A 16,706-nucleotide genomic window follows, 5' to 3' on the forward strand; every position below is an offset into this window, starting at 1 on the left:
AGGGTGAACGAGGGGAGCGAACCGTGGTCGTAGGACTGATCATCGCCTGTGAAGTGGCGTTCTGGGTGCTGCTGGCGGCCGGACTGGGCTTCCGGTACGCGCTGCGGATGCCGCGCACCGGCCTGGCCCTGCTGCTGTGCGAGCCGCTGCTGGAGGTCGTGCTCTTCACCGTCACCGCGATCGACCTCAAGAACGGCGCCCAGCCGGACTGGCGGCACGGCCTCGCCGCGGTCTACATCGGCTTCACCGTCGGTCTCGGCCACTCCACCGTCAAGTGGGCGGACGCCAGGGTGGCGCACCGCTTCGCCGACGGCCCGCCGCCCGTGCGGCCCCCGAAGTACGGAACGGCCCGCGCCGTCCATGAGTGGAAGGTCGCGGGCCGTTGGATCCTGGCGTCCGTGGTCGCCATGGCCCTGCTCCAGGGCGCCGTCTGGTACGTCGGCGACGACGGTGACACCGGATCCCTGCGGGCGTGGCAGACGCGCATGCTCTGGGTGATCGGCATCAACGTGCTCATCGCCGCCAGCTACACGCTGTTCCCGAAGCGGGAACCGGCCAAGCAGCGCTGACCGGCTCAGCGCTCCCCGCCCGGCACCCACAGCACGTCGCCGGTCTCCCGGTTGGCGCTGCGGGCCAGGATGAACAGCAGGTCCGAGAGCCGGTTCAGATAGGTCGCGGTGAGCGGGTTCATCGTCTCGCCGTGCACCTCCAGGGCCGACCAGGTGGAGCGCTCGGCCCGGCGTACGACCGTGCACGCCTGGTGCAGCAGGGCCGCGCCCGGGGTGCCGCCCGGGAGGATGAAGGAGCGCAGCTTCTCCAGCCGCTCGTTGAAGCGGTCGCAGTCCGCCTCCAGCCGGTCGACATAGAACTGCTCCACCCGCAGCGGCGGGAACTCCGGGTTCTCCACCACCGGCGTCGACAGATCGGCGCCCACGTCGAACAGGTCGTTCTGGACACGGGTGAGGACCGCGGCGACCTCCTCCTCCAGACCGCCCAGCGCCAGCGCGGTGCCGATCACCGCGTTGGCCTCGTTGGCGTCGGCGTAGGCGGAGATCCTGAGGTCGGTCTTGGGCACCCGGCTCATGTCGCCGAGGCTGGTGGTGCCCTGGTCGCCGGTCCTGGTGTAGATACGCGTCAGATTGACCATGTGCCCAGCGTAGTTACGCCCCGGTCGTACGGAACACCCGTGTGCCCGCCGTCACGGACAGCGCCGTGAAGCCGACGGCGGCCAGGACGCCGTAGAGCATGTGCGCGCTCGTGTACTCACCGACGTACGCGTCACGGACGGCGTCCACCAGATAGCGGAACGGGACGAAGTGCGAGAGCACGTCCAGCCAGGCGGGCGCGAGGGTCATCGGGAGCATCAGGCCGGACAGCAGCATCGACGGCATCGACACCATGTTGATCAGCGGGCCGAACTCCTGCGGGGTGCGGACCTTCATGCCGAGCGCGTACGACAGTGAGGCCAGCGAGAGCGTGAGCAGCGCGACGAAGGCGAAGCCGATCAGGACGCCGGCCAGCGGCGCGCGCAGGCCCATCACCAGCGCGGCCAGCACCAGCAGCACCGCCTGGAAGACGAACACCGTGGCGTCCCGCAGCACCCGGCCGAGCAGCAGCGCGAGCCGGCTGACCGGGGTCACCCGCATCCGCTCCACCACCCCCTGCCCCTTTTCGAGGATGACCGTGAACCCGGCGAACAGGGCCCCGAACAGGCCCAGTTGCAACAGCAGTCCGGGGACCAGCACCTGCCAGGAACTGCCCTGTCCGCCCAGCGGCAGACCGGTCAGCAGGGGGCCGAAGAAGAGCAGGTAGAGCAGGGGCGTCAGCACGCCGAAGAGCAGCGCGAAGCGGGAGCGCAGGGACTGGCGGAGATAACGGCCGTAGATCAGGGCCGTGTCGTGGAGAAGCATGTTCGCGGTCCTATACGGCGACGGGGGCGGAGTCGGCCGGGGCGGGCCCCCGGCCGGTGACGGCGAGAAACGTGTCCTGGAGCGAGGCGTCGATCGAGCCGCCGTACGTCAGCTTCAGCGCGCCCGGGGCGCCCTCGGCGGCGACCGTGCCCCGGTCGACGATCACCAGGCGGTCCGCGAGGGCGTCGGCCTCGTCCAGGTAGTGGGTGGTCAGGACGACGGTCGTACCGTGCTCGTCGCGCAGCCGGCGGACCAGGTCCCACAGGTCGGCGCGGCTGCCGGGGTCCAGGCCGGTCGTCGGCTCGTCCAGGAACAGCACCTTCGGACGGTGGGTGAGCGCCATCGCGATGTCCAGGCGGCGCCGCTGGCCTCCGGAGAGCGCGCCGGTCCTGCGGTCGAGGAGGTCGGTGAGGTCCAGTTCGCGGGCGAGTTCCCCGGCGCGCGCGACCGCCTCGGTCTTCGGCAGGCGGTACAGCCGGCCCTGGGTGACCAGCTCCTCCCGCACGGTGATCTGCGGGTCGACTCCGCCGGACTGGGCGACGTATCCGCTGGCCCGGCGCACTCCGGCCGGGTCCGCCGCCAGGTCGTGCCCGGCCACGGTGGCCGCACCGCCGGTCGGCTTCAGCAGGGTGGTGAGCATCCGCAGGGTGGTCGTCTTGCCGGCGCCGTTGGGGCCGAGGAAGCCGAGGATCTCGCCCTCGCGGACGGTGAGGTCGATGCCGCGGACGGCGTCGACGGGGCCGGCCTTGGTCTGGAAGGTGCGGGCGAGGCCCGCCGTGCTGATGACTGCTGCCATGCCTCCCAGAAAAACAGAGTCCCTGAAATTTTGCAATGACACCAAGTTTTCAGCTGGCCCAGCGAAGTTAGGATGCGGGCATGGCAGAAGGGCTCAGGGAGCGGAAGAAGCGGCAGACCCGGCAGTACATCTCGGATGTCGCCACGGGCCTGTTCCTGGAGCGCGGCTTCGAAGCGGTGACGGTCGCGGAGATCGCCGAGGCGGCGAACGTCTCCGTCAACACGGTCTACAACTACTTCCCCGCCAAGGAGGACCTCTTCCTCGACCGCTCGGCCGGCGTGGTCGACCGGCTGGCCCGCTGGGTGCGCGGCCGTCCCGAGGGGGAGTCGGCCGCCGTCGCGGTCCTGCGTGAGCTGCGCGAGGAGGTCGAGTCCGTCTCGCCCCGGGTCGGCCTGTTCGCCGGATATGCGTCCTTCATGACGGTCGTCGAGGAAGCACCCGCCCTGCGCTCCCGGTTGTGGGCGATCGCCCAGGAGGTCCAGGGCAACCTCGAACAGGTGCTGCGCGAGGAGACCGGCGCCGCGGACGGCGACGAGCTGCCGTACCTGATGGCCGGTCAGATCAGCTGGGTCCACGGCGCGGTCATGGCGGTCATCGGGCGCGAGATGGTCAAGGGGCGCAAACCGGCCGAAGTATCACGAGAGGTACTCGCCCTCCTGGACGACATCGAGGACCTGTTGAGCGAAAAGGTGCTCAACTACGCCGTCCGAGGCGTGGAATGACCCCTGCCGGTGTGATGTGCGTCGAAGGGGACGTGACGCGCGTTACTTACCGGTCACACAGCGGCGCCGGGGCGCTATGGTCCGCCGAAGAAGCAGATGTCCATAGCGTTCAGGGAGTCGGAGTGGCACGGAAGCTCGCCGTCATCGGGGCCGGTCTCATGGGTTCCGGCATCGCCCAGGTCGCCGCGCAGGCGGGTTGGGAGGTCGTCCTGCGGGACGTCACCGACGAGGCACTGAAGCGCGGCACCGACGGCATCAAGGCCAGCTACGACAAGTTCGTCGGCAAGGGCAGGCTGGCGGCCGAGGACGCCGAGGCCGCCCTCGCGCGCATCACCCCGACCACCGACCTGGACGCCGCCGCCGACGCCGACATCGTCGTCGAGGCCGTCTTCGAGAAGCTCGAGGTCAAGCACGAGATCTTCCGCGCGCTCGACAAGATCGTGCGTAAGGACGCCGTACTCGCTTCCAACACCTCCGCCATCCCGATCACCAAGATCGCGGCGGCCACCGAGCATCCCGAGCGGGTCGTCGGCGTCCACTTCTTCTCCCCGGTGCCGATGATGCAGCTCGTCGAGCTGGTCCGCGGCTACAAGACCAGCGACGAAACCCTCGCCACCGCACGGGAGTTCGCCGAGTCCGTCGGCAAGACCTGCATCGTCGTCAACCGCGACGTGGCCGGCTTCGTCACCACCCGGCTGATCTCCGCCCTGGTGGTCGAGGCCGTCAAGCTCTACGAGTCCGGCGTCGCGACCGCCGAGGACATCGACCTCGCCTGCAAGCTGGGCTTCGGCCACGCCATGGGCCCGCTGGCCACCACGGACCTCACCGGTGTGGACATCCTGCTGCACGCCGCCGGCAACATCTACACCGAGACCCAGGACGAGAAGTTCGCCCCGCCGGAGCTGATGCGCCGGATGGTGGATGCCGGTGACATCGGCCGCAAGAGCGGGCAGGGCTTCTACACGTACTGAGTCAACCCGGCCTCGCACCACCACCCCGGGAGTGTCACTCCCCGGGGTGAATTCGGTATCGGTTCGCTTACAAGCAGCAACCGTACCGTCACCCGCACAGTCAGACGTTGCACAGCACCGTCACCGAGTACGCCAACCGCACTCAACGGGGAGCGCATATGCACATCAGGGGCGACCACGCCGAGCTGGTCGTCGGGGGCCGCCTCGACGTGCGCAGCGCGGCGGACGCCCGTACGGCCCTGCACTCGGCCGTCGACACCGGAGTCGGCGACCTGGTGCTCGACCTGTCCGAACTGGACTCCTGGGACGCCACCGGGCTCGGGGTGATCATGGGTGCCCACCGGCGGGCCGGCCGCTGCGGGCGCCGTCTGGTGCTGCGGGACGTACCCCCGCAGATGCAGCGCCTGCTGGTGGCCACCCGGCTGCACCGCATCCTCGCCATCGAGGGCGGCATCGGAGTGGAGTCCCTGCCCCGGGTGTGAGGCGCACCCGCAGGTGAGCCGGGCGGCCGAAGAGACCCGGGCACACACGCCGAAGGGCACGGCGGGGGCAATCCTCACGAGACCATGACGTCTCGGACCGCACGGCACCCCGCCCTGTCGGAGACACCGAGCGAAGGTTTAGGGTGCGGTCGCCCGCCAACTCGCAACCCTCGACCGAGCGGGCCCGGACCAGAAGCGACAGCGCGGTGTGCGACAAGGCCGGGAGGGCCGCAACACGGGCACACGACGCTTTTTGGGGGCTGGAACCCATGGACCCGATCGACCCGATCGACCCGATCAACCCGGGACCCGAGGAGCACGGCCAGGCGCACAGCCGCCGCCCGCCCCGGGACCCCCTCACCTCCGACTTCGCCCCGGGCACCCCCGCGCCCGCCCGCATGGCACAGCTCGTCACCGGTGACCTCCAGCTGACCGTCAACCCGGTCGACGGCAGCGAGATAGAGCCCTGCCCGCCGGCCGAACGCCCCGGCAGGCCCCGCAAGCGCACCGCCGACGAGCGCGCCGAGGCCGAACGCGCCGCCCGCCCGCCCGTGCCGCCCGGCCCCGCCGAACCCGCGCTGTCCCTGCTGGAACGCCAGGACGAACGCGAACGCCTGACCCGCCTCCTCGCCCGCGGCCGCTCGGTCCGCCTCACCGGCCCGGCCGGCTCCGGCCGCACCGCGCTGCTCGACCTGGTCGCCGAGGACTGCCTCGACCTCGCCCCCGACGGCGTGGTCCGCCTGAGCGGCACCCACCGGTCCTCCGGCGACCTGCTGCACGACCTGTTCCACGCCGTCTACGACGCCCCCCGGTACCGCCCGGACCACGACGAACTGGTCGCCTGCGTCCAGGAGATCGGCGCGGTCGTCGTCCTGGACGACCTGGAGTTCGGCGGCGCCGCCCTGGACGAACTGCTCGACGCCACCCCCGAGTGCGCGTTCCTGTTCGCCACCACCCCCGACGTGCCCGCGCCCTCCGCCGAGTCGGACGTGGAGGAGGTCTTCCTCGCCGGCCTCGACCGCGCCGCCGGCGTGGAGATCCTGGAGCGGACCGTCGGCCGGGTACTCACCGAGGACGAGGCCAACTGGGCCGGGGACCTGTGGTTCGAGTCCGAGGGGCTGCCCCTGCGCTTCGTCCAGGCCGGCGCCCTGCTCCGGCAGCGCGACCGGCTGCGGGCCGGCGCCGGGGCGGTGGACGAGTACGGCGTCTTCGAGGACGTACGCCCGCCGGTGGACCTGCCCGTGGCCGTCGAGGACGACGTTCCGCTGCCGTCCCTCGGCGAGGCCGCGGCCCCCGCCCCGCTGCTCGCCTCCCGGCTCAGCCCCTCCGCCCGTGCCGCCCTCCGCTTCGCGGTCGCGCTCGGCGGTGAGATACCGCACCAGGCGCACCTGCCCGCCCTGGTCGGTGACACCCACGCCGACGCCGCTCTCGGCGAACTGGCGGCCTGCGGCCTGGTCTCCCCGGCCGGCTCCCGCTACCGGCTCGCGGCCGGCGTCCAGGCCCAGCTGGAGGCCGCCGGATACGCCGAGGGCGCCGCCGAGCGCGCCCTCACCGCCGCCCAGCACTACGCCTGGTGGGCCGGGCACCCCTCGGTCACCCCGGAACGGGTGAGCGTGGAGGCCGACGCGGTCCTGGCCGCGCTGGCCGCCGTCGTGCCGCAGACCTCCCCGACCGCCGAGGGCGAGGAGAACAGCGCCGTACGGCTGGCCCGCACGGCCGCGCCCGCCTTCGCCGCCGGACTGCACTGGAGCGCCTGGGGACGGGCCCTGCGGTCCGGTGCGGAAGCCTCCAGGCTGGCCGGTGAGGTACCTGAACAAGCCTATTTCCACCACGAGTTGGGCATCCTGGCGCTGTGCGTCGGGCAGCTGGACCGGGCCCGTGCCGAGCTGGAGGCCTCGGGCGGGCTGCGCGGTGCCCTCGCCGACAAGCGGGGCACGGTCGCCGGCCGCCGCGCCCTGGCACTGCTCGCCGACCGCGCCGGCCAGACGCCGGGGCTGCCCCCGCTGACCGCGGAAGAGGTGCCGGAGGTACGGCAGGAGGGGCCGGCGCCGTACGTCCCCGCGGGCGACACCCTGGTCACCCAGCAGCTCCCGCGGGCCGGGGCGCAGGGCGGCGGCATCCGGAGCATGGTCCGGCGCAACCTGGTGGCGGTCGGCTCCGGCGCGCTGCTCGCGGCCGTGCTGGGCACCGTCATCACGCTCGGCATGACGTCCGACCCGGACGGCGACGGGAACCCGGCGGGCAAGGTGGAGGACAAGCCGTCGGTGAGCCAGGACCTGGGGATCGGCGGCGTGGAGGCGGGGCCGGGCGACACCGGCGGGGACGGCGGCACCGGCTCGGCCGCCGGCCGGCCCACCTCGGCCGGGCCCGACGGCACGTACGGCACGGCGGACGATCCGGCGCCGCCGGCGGACACGGCCCGGCCCTCGGAGAGCGTCGGCCCGTCCGGCTCCGGCTCGCCCTCCGGTTCGCCGTCCAGGTCGCCCGAGCCGACGGGGCCGGGCGGTTCGTCGAGCGGTTCTTCGGGCGGTTCGTCGAGCGGCGGCACGACGGGTGGCTCGACCGGTGGCACGAGCGGCGGCGGCAACACGGCCGGCGGCGGCTCCACGGGTGGCACGACCGGTGGCGGCTCGACGGGCGGGACCACGGGCGGCACGACCACGGGCGGCACCGGCACCGGCGGCTCGACCGGCGGCACCACCGGTACGACGGGCGGCACGGGCGGCACGACGGCCGGTACGGGCGGTACCACCGGCGGCACGACCGACGGCGGCACGACGGCCGGGTCCACGGGCGGCGCGACGGGCGACACCACGGGCGGCGCCGCCGGCGGCACGACGACCGGCACGGACGGCTCCGCCGGCGGCACGTCGAGCAGCGCGTCGGCCCCGGGAGGCACCCCGAACCCGCTGATCTGACGACCGAGCCTCCGACGCGGCGGGCCCTCTTCCCCCGCCGCGCCGGCGCTCGGCGGCCATGCCGCGAACCCGGCGGTGCCGAACCGCCCCGGCCTGAGGCCTGCCGGGCACCGCCGTCCCCCGCCGCAGCGGCCCAGCGCCGTTGCGGCGGAAAGGGAAGGGGGGGCTGGGGGAAGAGGGGGTGTCCGGGGAGGGGGACATGGGCGGGGCCGGGGCGGCCGTTGGCTGGGAGCGGGGGAGGTGTTGGCCGGAATCGGGTGACGTGTCAGGTCAGAACAGGCGGAGTTTGTCGTCCTCGATGCCGCGCAGGGCGTTGTAGTCCAGAATCTGGCAGTTGATGCCGCGGTCGGTGGCGAGGACGCGGGCCTGGGGCTTGATCTCCTGGGCCGCGAACACGCCCCGGACCGGAGCCAGGTGCGGGTCGCGGTTCAACAGCTCCAGATAGCGCGTGAGTTGCTCCACGCCGTCGATCTCACCGCGCCGCTTGATCTCCACGGCGACGGTCCCGCCGTCGGCGTCCCGGCACAGGATGTCCACCGGGCCGATCGCGGTCATGTACTCGCGGCGGATGAGCGTGTAGCCCTCGCCGAGGGTCTCGATGCGGTCGGCGAGGAGTTCCTGGAGGTGTGCTTCCACGCCGTCCTTGATCAGGCCGGGGTCCACACCGAGTTCGTGCGAGGAATCGTGGAGGATCTCCTCCATCGTGATGATCAGTTTCTCGCCCGCCTTGTTGACGACGGTCCACACGCCCTCGTCCTCGCCCGTGCCCTCCTTCAGCGTGCAGGGCGGCGACATCCAGTTGAGCGGCTTGTAGGCCCTGTCGTCGGCGTGGATGGAGACGCTGCCGTCCGCCTTGACCAGGATCAGGCGGGGCGCCGAGGGCAGGTGGGCGGTGAGCCGGCCGGCGTAGTCGACCGAGCATCGGGCAATGACGAGACGCATGGTCGGCAACGCTACTCGACACCCGCGGGTTGTCGCGATCCGCCCGTCCCGCTCCCTGTGGATCGCCCCAATTGTCCCTTGAAACTCTTGTTCATCCCTGGCCGATTGTGGGCGTAACGGGACCGTTCCATATACGCATTCTGCTGGTGTGGTCACCGACCGTTGCCTACCGTAGAGAACGGGAGGTTGCGGCCCATGTACCGAGCGTGTTCGAAATCGCGAACTCCCTTATCTGTCCGGCAACCCCTGTGCTTCGGGGGTGCGAGAGGAGAACCCATGTCGCTCGACGTCTCACCGGCCCTACTCGAACAGGCCGAGCGAGGCGAGGTCGACGAAGCAGCATTCGTCGACTGCGTCCGGACCTCCCTGCCCTACGCATGGGAGATGATCAGCTCCCTGGTGGCCCAGCTGAAGGTGGACGGCGGACCCTTCGCCGACAACCAGACGCCCCCGCCGGACGAGCAGGCACGCGGTCAGCTGCTGCGTGCGCTCGCGAGTGACGCCATCCGCGGCGCGCTGCAGCGGCACTTCGGCGTGCGGCTGGCCTTCCAGAACTGCCACCGCGTGGCGGTGTTCCCGCAGGACGCCTCGGTGGACGAGACGTTGGCCCGCTTCACGTCGGTGCGCAATCAGTTGCTGAACCAGTCGCCGGAGCTTCGGGACTGCTGACGCTCGGCCGCGGTACGGGCCGGGACCGAGACGGAGAGCCGTCGGCTTGCCGCTCCGCCCGTGGGAGGTGCATTCGGCACCGGGGCGGCAAGCCCCTCGGGCGGCCTGCGCGGCGAGGGCACTCAGCGCAGCTGGGGCAGCACCTCGGTGCCGAGACGCCGCAGGTTCTCCTCGGTGGCCGCGAGATCGCCCGAGCCCTCCACCAGGAGAGCGAAGCGGGAGATGCCGGTGCGCTCCGAGGTGGCGGCGAGCCGGTCGGCGGCGAGTCGCGGGGTGCCCACCGGATGCAGGCCGCAGAGCAGCTCGGTGTAGGCGTACGGGTCGCGCATGGCGCGTGCCCGTCCGTCCACCGTCACATGGGCCGCGAGCCCCTGCCGCAGCCAGCCCGGCATGGCCTTCAGCAGCGTCTCCGCCGCATCCGTGCGGCGATCGGCGAGCTGGCAGACCCCGGCCGAGACATGGGCAGCGCCCATGATCTCCTCGGCCGGCCGCCCCGCCGCGCGGGCGCAGCGCCGCCACATGGCGACCATCTCGGCCTTCTCCTCGTCCCCGACGTGCATGCCGAGCAGCATCGGCAGCCCGCGCTCGGCGGCCAGCCGGACGCTCCCCGGTGAGGTGCAGGCGAGCACGACCTCGGGGCCGGGGGTGTCCGTCAGGGCCTCCGAAGGGCGGGGTACGACCGGCACCTCGCGGAAGGAGAAGCGCTCGCCGGAGGCCGCCACGGCCGGCTCGCTCAGCCAGCGCAGCAGCAGATCGAGTGACTCCGGGAACCCGTGTTCGTACGCCTCCAGGCCCGCGCCGAACACCTCCAGGTCCACCCACGGGCCGCCGCGCCCGACGCCCAGCGTGAACCGTCCGCCACTGGTCAGATGCAGCAGCGCGGCCTGCTCGCCGAGGGCGACCGGGTGCGCGGTGGGCAGGACGCTCACCGCCGTGCCGACCCGGATGCGGCGGGTGCGGCCGAGCAGCAGCGCGGCCAGGGTGACCGCGGACGGGCATGTGCCGTAGGGCACGAAGTGGTGCTCGGCCAGCCATACGGCATCCAGTCCGGCCTGCTCGGAGACCTCCGCCGAGCGGACCGCCCGGTGCAGCGCCTCTCCGGGGCCCTGGCCCGGGAACTGGGCGGCCAGCACAAAACTTCCTACGCGCATCGCATTTCCTGCTTCCTTGGCTCCGACCGGAGCTCCCCCACCCGGCATAACCGTCTGACACGTGCCCAGGACACGGCCTGGCGGAGAGATTTGCGGATTGTCTGCAGAATGGGTCGCCTTGCAGGGGGACTTGTACCGGTTGGTTCCGTACGCGTACCCCACGCGGCGGCGCGTAGGCTGGAAGCAGCCCGTGCTCCCTGTATAGCCCCGAGAGGTGTCCCGTGTCCCCGCGTCGCAACCGACCGAAGGCAGCCGGATCGTCGGGCCGGAGCGCCGAGGACGACCCGTCCGGCCGGTACGGCGGCTGGCAGTCCACGGAGAACTGGCAGGGCGAGGACTGGAGCGTACGGCATGTCGCCGGGGCCGGCGCGCAGGGCAAGACCTACCGCTGCCCGGGCTGCGACCAGCTGATCCCCTCCGGCGTCCCGCACGTGGTGGCCTGGCCGGAGCACTCCGGCGTCGACGACCGACGGCACTGGCACAAGGCGTGCTGGAACGCGAAGGACCGCCGCACCACGCGGGTGCAGCGGTCCCGTAACGCGCCCAGGTTCTAGGGCGCCGGCGCAGGGGCCCCGGAAGCGGTGGGCGTCACACGTCCCGGCTCCGCAGCAGCGCGTACGCGCCCGCGTACACCGCCGCCGTCAGCCCGAGAATGATCCACAGCGGGTCCCAGCCGGACGGGCCGGACTCGCTGAGCGAGTTGGAGTAGAAGACGCTGAGCTGGTTCGGGATCGAGTACTCGAACAGCCACTCGCGAACCTTGTTCAGCGACTCCGTCGCCATGAACAGCGCGAGCACCAGCGGCGCGAGCAGTACGCCGATCATGATGGTGATGGCGCCCGCGGAGTGCCGGATGACCGAGCCGATGAGCAGCGAGAGCAGGCCGAGCAGCGCCATGTAAAGGCTGATGCCGACGGTGGCCTTGAACCACTCGCCGCCGGTGGGCGTCCGGGCGCCGGTGCCCTCCAGCATGGACGCCTGGACCATGGCCACGAAGCCGGACGTGGCCAGGGTGAAGACGAAGGCGACGGCGAAGAACACGATCGACTTGGCGGCGAGCACCCGGGCCCGGCTGGGGCAGGCGGTCATCGTCGTGCGGATCATGCCCGTGCCGTACTCCGAGGCCGTGGTCAGCACGCCCAGCGTGATGACGCAGATGCTGCCGAGCAGCAGACCGAAGAAGCCGAACGACAGCGGGTTCTCGCCGGACAGGGTCTCGGAGTCGGAGTTGGCGTTGACCAGCGCGCCGGCCAGCAGGCCGATGCCGACGACGAGCACGACGAACACGCCGAGCGTCCACATCGTGGAACGCACCGACTTGATCTTCGTCCACTCGGAGGCCAGCGCGTGCCCGAGGTGGGTGCGCACGATCGGGATGGGAGAGGTGTAGCCGGGGTACGGCCCACCGGGCGCCGCCTGCCAGTCGGGCGCGGCTGCCGGGGCCTGCGGCATCGGGGGCTGGTGGGTGCTCATCGGGCGTCCTCGGGCTGGGTGGAGTCGGCGGGGGCGGGGGCGGGGGCGGCGGGCGCCGGGGGAGCCACGGGGGGCGCCGGCTGCGGCGCGGGCGCGGCGGCGGGTGCCTGCGGGGCGGCCGGGGCCGGCTTGGTCAGCGCCTGCGGCGGCGCCTGCGGCGCGGGGGCGGCCACCGGGGGCCCCGCGGGCTGCTGGGCCGGGGCGCCCGGCTGGGCGTACGGGTTGGCCGTCTGCGGAGCCGCGCCCACCGCGCCGTGCCCGCCCGCCGGGGCGCCGCCGTACGGGCCCGCGGGCGTGGCCGGCATGGTGAAGGCCTGGCCGCCCTGCTGCGGCGGCGGCGGGGCGTACCACCCGGGCTGGCCCTGGCCGGGGACCGGCATGGGCGGCTGGGCGCCGGGCGGCAGCTGCTGCTGGAGGCCCGCCTTCTGGTCGATGGTCGAGCGGTAGTCCACGGCGCCCTGCGTCATCCGCATGTACGCCTCCTCCAGCGAGGCCTGGTGCGGCGACAGCTCCCACAGCCGGACGTCCGCCTCGTGCGCGAGGTCGCTGATGCGGGGGAGCGGCAGTCCGGTCACCCGGAGCGCGCCGTCCTGCTCCGGCAGGACATGGCCACCGGCCTCGGTGAGCGCCGAGGAGAGCTTCTCGCGCAGCTGCGGTTCGGTGTCCGGGGTGCGCACGCGCGCGAAGTCCGCGGAGTTGGCCGAGATGAAGTCCCTGACGCTCATGTCGGCGAGCAGCTGCCCGCGCCCGATGACGATGAGGTGGTCGGCGGTCAGCGCCATCTCGCTCATCAGGTGGGAGGAGACGAAGACGGTACGGCCCTCGGCCGCGAGCGCCTTCATCAGGTTGCGGACCCAGAGGATGCCCTCGGGGTCGAGGCCGTTGACCGGCTCGTCGAAGAGCAGCACCTGGGGGTCGCCGAGCAGCGCGGCGGCGATGCCGAGGCGCTGGCCCATGCCGAGGGAGAAGCCCTTGGAGCGCTTTTTGGCCACATCCTGCAGGCCGACGACACCGAGCACCTCGTCCACGCGCCGGGCCGGGATGCCCGACAGCTGGGCGAGGCTCACCAGGTGGTTGCGGGCGGCCCGGCCGCCGTGCACGGCCTTGGCGTCGAGCAGTGCGCCGACCTGCCGGGGGGCGTTGGGCAGTTTGCGGTACGGGTAGCCACCGATGGTGACCGACCCGGACGTGGGGTTGTCCAGCCCGAGGATCATCCGCATCGTCGTGGACTTGCCCGAGCCGTTCGGCCCGAGGAAGCCGGTCACGGCACCTGGCCGCACCTGGAAGGAAAGGTTGTACACGGCGGTCTTGTCGCCGTAGCGCTTGGTCAGGCCGACAGCCTCGATCATGCTCCGCACCCATCGAAAGGTTCAGGACAGCGGGGCACACGCCCCCGTAAGGGTTAGGAGGATATCGGGGCGCTGACGGTTCCGGCCAAGAGAAAGTAAAGCTGGAGCACTACGCCGGGTGACCCGGGGATCTACTGGGCGTCGCGGCGTTTGAGGAGGGCGTAGCCGCCGGCCAGCGCGGCGATCACCCATAGCGCCATGATCCCGAGCCCGGTCCAGGGGCCGTAGGGCGTGTCGTCGCCGACGCGCGGCACCACCTGCATGATCCGGCTGCCCGCCTGGTCCGGCAGGAACCGGCCGATCTTCTTCGTCGCGTCCACGTTGCCGAGGATGTTGGAGATCAGGAAGAAGAACGGCATCAGGATGCCGAGGGAGAGCATCGGCGAGCGCAGCATCGCGGCGACCCCCATGGAGAACATCGCGATCAGCGTCATGTACAGCCCGCCGCCGAACACCGCGCGCAGCACGCCCGGGTCGCCGATGCCGGCCCGGTGCGAGCCGAGCATCGCCTGGCCGAGGAAGAACGCGGCGAAGCTGGTGACCATGCCGACGATCAGCGCGAGCGCCGTGGCCACCGCGACCTTCCCGAACAGGAAGGTGGCGCGCTGCGGCACGGCGGCCAGCGAGACCCGGATCATGCCGGTGCTGTACTCGTTCGAGACGACCAGCACCCCGAACACGATCATCGCGAGCTGGCCCAGCGTCATCCCCGCGAAACTGATGACCGTGGGGTCGAAGGAGAGCCGCTCCCGCAGGGGCATGTTCTCGTACTGGCTGTTCGACAGCGCGGAGATCAGCATCCCGAGGGCGACCGTGACCACCAGGGCCAGCGACAGCGTCCACACCGTGGACGCCACCGACCGGATCTTGGTCCACTCGGAGCGGACGACCTGGACCGCTGCCATGTTCAGGCCCCCTTCCAGCCGGCGCCCCAGTCCTGCGGGACGGAACCCGGCGCGGTCTGCGCGTGGTACTCCACCGCTTCCGCCGTCAGCTGCATGAACGCCTCCTCCAGCGAGGCCTGCTGCGGGCTCAGCTCGTGCAGCACGAGCCCGTACCGTGCGGCCAGCTCACCGATCTGCTCGGCCTTGCCGCCCTCCACCTCCAGCACCCCGGCGCCCGCCTCCACGACGGTGATCCCGGCCTGGTGCAGCACGTCGAGCAGCCGCTCGCGCTGCGGGCAGCGGATCCGGACGTACGACCGCGAGTTCGCCCGGATGAAGTCGGCCATGGAGGTGTCCGCGAGCAGCCGGCCCTGCCCGATGACCACCAGGTGATCGGCGGTCAGCGCCATCTCGCTCATCAGATGGCTCGACACGAACACCGTCCGGCCCTGCGCGGCCAGCGACTTCATCAGGGTCCGGATCCAGTGGATGCCCTCCGGGTCGAGCCCGTTCACCGGCTCGTCGAACATCAGGATCCGCGGGTCCCCGAGCAGCGCCCCGGCGATGCCCAGCCGCTGGCCCATGCCCAGCGAGAACCCCTTCGCCTTCTTGCGGGCCACGGCGGTCAGACCGACGGTCTGCAGCACCTGGGCCACCCGGCTCTCCGGGATCCCGTTGCTCTGCGCGAGGCACAGCAGATGGTTGTAGGCGCTCCGGCCGCCGTGCACCGCCTTGGCGTCGAGCAGGGCGCCGATGTACGTCAGCGGGTCCTTGAGCCGGTCGTAGTGCCGGCCGTCGATCCGGACGTCGCCGGCGGTGGGGTGGTCGAGCCCGAGGATCATCCGCATGGTCGTCGACTTCCCGGAGCCGTTGGGCCCGAGGAACCCCGTCACGATGCCCGGCCGGACCGAGAAGGTGAGGCCGTCGACCGCCACCGTCTCGCCGTACCGTTTGGTCAGCCCCTCCAGCTCGATCATGCGGCCACGCTAGGACGCGGCCCGGGGCCCTGCCACTCGAGCGGTCGGCCCGGCCCGGCGCGCGAGCGCTCGGGTCAGGTGCCGCGGCGGATGCGGACGGGACCGCGGGCCCGCCCGGGGTCCACGGGAGAGCCGTGCTGGGTGATCTCCACCTTCCCCTGGGCGGCGAGCCGGGCCGCGGCCCGGCGGACGGGTTCCATCAGCTCGCGCCACCCCTCGTCCGCGGACCCGTGGACCGCGCGGGCGACCTCCGAGGGGCACACCGACGCGCCCGGAGCCCGCCGGTCGAGCAGACCGAGGATGGCGTCCTCGAGGGACCGGTCGCCGACGGCCATGCGGGTCCCCTTCCCGGTCGGGCGGGACGCGGAGCCGGTCACCCCGGGATCCCGTGCTCCTGCCACGCTACGCCGGCACGCGGGCGCGCCGCGCACGCCGAAGGGGCGGCGGGACCAGGGTCCACCGCCCCTCACGGCGTCGTACGACCGTCCGGACCTGTCCGGCGGCCCGGCCTACCGGGACTGCTGCGCCGGAACGCCCCGGGAGACCGGCTCGTCGTCGGTCGACGTGCCGGCCGCGGCCACCGCGGCACCGGTCAGCGTGGCGAGCATCTCGCGGACGTTCGTCAGCTGGGCGTTGATGCTGTCGCGGCGGTTGGTGAGTGCCGCCAGCTCCCGCTCGGATTCCGAACGGATCCGGTCGGCCTTGGCGTTGGCGTCGGCCACGATGTCCTCGGCCTGGCGCTGCGCGGTCTCCACCGTCTGGCGGGCCCGGCGCTCGGCGTCGGTGCGCAGCTTCTCCGCCTCCAGGCGCAGCTGCTCGGCCCGGTGCTCGATCTCGGCGAGGCGCTTCTCGGCCTTCTGCTGACGGGAGGCCAGGTCGCGCTCGGACTGCTCGCGACGCTTGGCCAGGTTGGTCTCGAAGTCGGCGGCGGCCTGCGCGGCCTTCGCACGGGTCTCCTCGAAGAGGGCGTCCGCCTCCTCGCGCTTGGACTGCGCGTCCTTCTGCGCCTCGGAACGCAGCTGGGAGGCGTCGGCCTTGGCCTTCTCGACGATCCGGACGCCCTCGTCCTCGGCCTTGGCCTTGCGCTCCGCCGCGTACCCCTCGGCGTCGTTGCGGACCTGCTGGGCCGCCGACTCGGCGAGGTCGCGGTGCTGCTCGGCCGCCCGCCGGGCCTCCTCACGCAGCTCCTTGGCCTCTTCCTCGGCCAGGCGCAGAATCTTCTCGACCCGCGCGCCGAGACCCGCGTACGAAGGCTCGGCGTCCGTGATCTGAGCCTGGGCGTTCTGCGTTTCGAGGTGCAGCTCCTCGATGCGCTTCTCCAGGGCGGTGATGCGGGAGAGAGCGCTGTCACGGTCGGAGACGAGCTTGGAGATACGTTCGTCCACCTGAGCGCGGTCGTACCCACGCCGCACAAGCTCGAAGCCGTAGGGGGAAGTGTCGCTCATGGGGTTCCTGTCAATGA

At 72.2% G+C, this 16,706-nt stretch carries 18 protein-coding genes; 7 read left to right on the plus strand and 11 right to left on the minus strand.

The window, feature by feature from the left end:
* Positions 1 to 23 precede the first annotated feature (23 nt).
* A complete protein-coding gene (locus tag FHS34_RS23920; RefSeq protein WP_184968751.1) occupies positions 24 to 569 on the plus strand; it encodes a hypothetical protein in 546 nt (181 codons plus the stop codon).
* 5 nt (positions 570 to 574) lie between these two features.
* Here FHS34_RS23920 and FHS34_RS23925 read toward each other — a convergent pair whose 3' ends face one another.
* Genes FHS34_RS23925 through FHS34_RS23935 form a run of 3 tightly spaced genes read right to left on the minus strand, consistent with a single transcriptional unit; the run spans position 575 to position 2,706 of the window.
* Complete coding sequence (locus tag FHS34_RS23925; protein ID WP_184968754.1) at positions 575 to 1,147, minus strand: cob(I)yrinic acid a,c-diamide adenosyltransferase; 573 nt, start codon at positions 1,145 to 1,147, stop codon at positions 575 to 577.
* A gap of 13 nt (positions 1,148 to 1,160) precedes the next feature.
* Complete coding sequence (locus tag FHS34_RS23930; protein WP_184968756.1) at positions 1,161 to 1,910, minus strand: ABC transporter permease; 750 nt, start codon at positions 1,908 to 1,910, stop codon at positions 1,161 to 1,163.
* Positions 1,911 to 1,920: 10 nt separating this feature from the next.
* The gene (locus tag FHS34_RS23935) at positions 1,921 to 2,706 is read right to left on the minus strand and encodes an ABC transporter ATP-binding protein (protein WP_184968758.1); all 786 of its coding nucleotides are present in this window, start codon (positions 2,704 to 2,706) and stop codon (positions 1,921 to 1,923) included.
* Between the two features lie 80 nt (positions 2,707 to 2,786).
* On the opposite strand from FHS34_RS23935, the gene FHS34_RS23940 reads away from it, so the two are divergent.
* The 4 genes from FHS34_RS23940 to FHS34_RS23955 all read left to right on the plus strand — a co-directional run bounded on the left by FHS34_RS23940 (position 2,787) and on the right by FHS34_RS23955 (position 7,799).
* Positions 2,787 to 3,428, plus strand: coding sequence for a TetR/AcrR family transcriptional regulator (locus tag FHS34_RS23940; protein ID WP_184968760.1), 642 nt, complete (start codon positions 2,787 to 2,789; stop codon positions 3,426 to 3,428).
* A 122-nt stretch (positions 3,429 to 3,550) separates the two neighbouring features.
* Positions 3,551 to 4,399, plus strand: a complete 849-nt coding sequence (locus tag FHS34_RS23945) for a 3-hydroxyacyl-CoA dehydrogenase family protein (RefSeq protein WP_184968763.1) — start codon at positions 3,551 to 3,553, stop codon at positions 4,397 to 4,399.
* A 158-nt stretch (positions 4,400 to 4,557) separates the two neighbouring features.
* Positions 4,558 to 4,881: an STAS domain-containing protein gene (locus FHS34_RS23950; protein WP_184968946.1), complete on the plus strand. Its 324-nt coding sequence runs from the start codon at positions 4,558 to 4,560 to the stop codon at positions 4,879 to 4,881.
* A 269-nt stretch (positions 4,882 to 5,150) separates the two neighbouring features.
* On the plus strand, positions 5,151 to 7,799 hold the full coding sequence (locus FHS34_RS23955) for a P-loop NTPase family protein (RefSeq protein WP_184968765.1): 2,649 nt from the start codon (positions 5,151 to 5,153) through the stop codon (positions 7,797 to 7,799).
* 270 nt (positions 7,800 to 8,069) lie between these two features.
* Here the strand turns inward: FHS34_RS23955 and nucS are convergent, their stop codons facing one another.
* Entirely contained in the window at positions 8,070 to 8,741 is a 672-nt protein-coding gene (gene nucS, locus FHS34_RS23960; RefSeq protein ID WP_030339307.1) for an endonuclease NucS, read from the minus strand.
* Between the two features lie 276 nt (positions 8,742 to 9,017).
* Here nucS and FHS34_RS23965 point away from each other — a divergent pair, with 276 nt between their 5' ends.
* Positions 9,018 to 9,410, plus strand: coding sequence for an SCO5389 family protein (locus FHS34_RS23965; RefSeq protein WP_184968767.1), 393 nt, complete (start codon positions 9,018 to 9,020; stop codon positions 9,408 to 9,410).
* A gap of 122 nt (positions 9,411 to 9,532) precedes the next feature.
* On the opposite strand, the gene FHS34_RS23970 is transcribed toward FHS34_RS23965, so the two are convergent.
* Positions 9,533 to 10,561 carry an LLM class flavin-dependent oxidoreductase gene (locus tag FHS34_RS23970; RefSeq protein ID WP_184968768.1) on the minus strand — a complete coding sequence of 343 codons (1,029 nt, stop codon included), beginning with the start codon at positions 10,559 to 10,561 and terminating at the stop codon, positions 9,533 to 9,535.
* Positions 10,562 to 10,782: 221 nt separating this feature from the next.
* Between FHS34_RS23970 and FHS34_RS23975 the strand changes: the two genes are divergently transcribed.
* Complete coding sequence (locus FHS34_RS23975) at positions 10,783 to 11,115, plus strand: Rv1322 family protein (protein ID WP_184968770.1); 333 nt, start codon at positions 10,783 to 10,785, stop codon at positions 11,113 to 11,115.
* 34 nt (positions 11,116 to 11,149) lie between these two features.
* Here the strand turns inward: FHS34_RS23975 and FHS34_RS23980 are convergent, their stop codons facing one another.
* From FHS34_RS23980 to FHS34_RS24005, 6 genes are all read right to left on the minus strand, one after another.
* Positions 11,150 to 12,034 carry an ABC transporter permease gene (locus tag FHS34_RS23980; protein WP_184968772.1) on the minus strand — a complete coding sequence of 295 codons (885 nt, stop codon included), beginning with the start codon at positions 12,032 to 12,034 and terminating at the stop codon, positions 11,150 to 11,152.
* Positions 12,031 to 13,383, minus strand: coding sequence for an ABC transporter ATP-binding protein (locus FHS34_RS23985; protein WP_184968783.1), 1,353 nt, complete (start codon positions 13,381 to 13,383; stop codon positions 12,031 to 12,033). Before FHS34_RS23985 ends, FHS34_RS23980 begins: the two co-directional genes overlap by 4 nt.
* Positions 13,384 to 13,514: 131 nt before the next feature.
* Positions 13,515 to 14,288 carry an ABC transporter permease gene (locus tag FHS34_RS23990; RefSeq protein WP_184968785.1) on the minus strand — a complete coding sequence of 258 codons (774 nt, stop codon included), beginning with the start codon at positions 14,286 to 14,288 and terminating at the stop codon, positions 13,515 to 13,517.
* Between the two features lie 2 nt (positions 14,289 to 14,290).
* Positions 14,291 to 15,244, minus strand: coding sequence for an ABC transporter ATP-binding protein (locus FHS34_RS23995; RefSeq protein ID WP_184968787.1), 954 nt, complete (start codon positions 15,242 to 15,244; stop codon positions 14,291 to 14,293).
* 74 nt (positions 15,245 to 15,318) lie between these two features.
* The gene (locus FHS34_RS24000) at positions 15,319 to 15,579 is read right to left on the minus strand and encodes a DUF3253 domain-containing protein (RefSeq protein WP_184968790.1); all 261 of its coding nucleotides are present in this window, start codon (positions 15,577 to 15,579) and stop codon (positions 15,319 to 15,321) included.
* Positions 15,580 to 15,753: 174 nt separating this feature from the next.
* Positions 15,754 to 16,689 carry a coiled-coil domain-containing protein gene (locus tag FHS34_RS24005; protein WP_184968792.1) on the minus strand — a complete coding sequence of 312 codons (936 nt, stop codon included), beginning with the start codon at positions 16,687 to 16,689 and terminating at the stop codon, positions 15,754 to 15,756.
* Between the last annotated feature and the right edge of the window lie 17 nt (positions 16,690 to 16,706).

The sequence above is a fragment of the Streptomyces echinatus genome (assembly GCF_014203595.1).
Classification (GTDB): Bacteria; Actinomycetota; Actinomycetes; order Streptomycetales; family Streptomycetaceae; genus Streptomyces; species Streptomyces echinatus.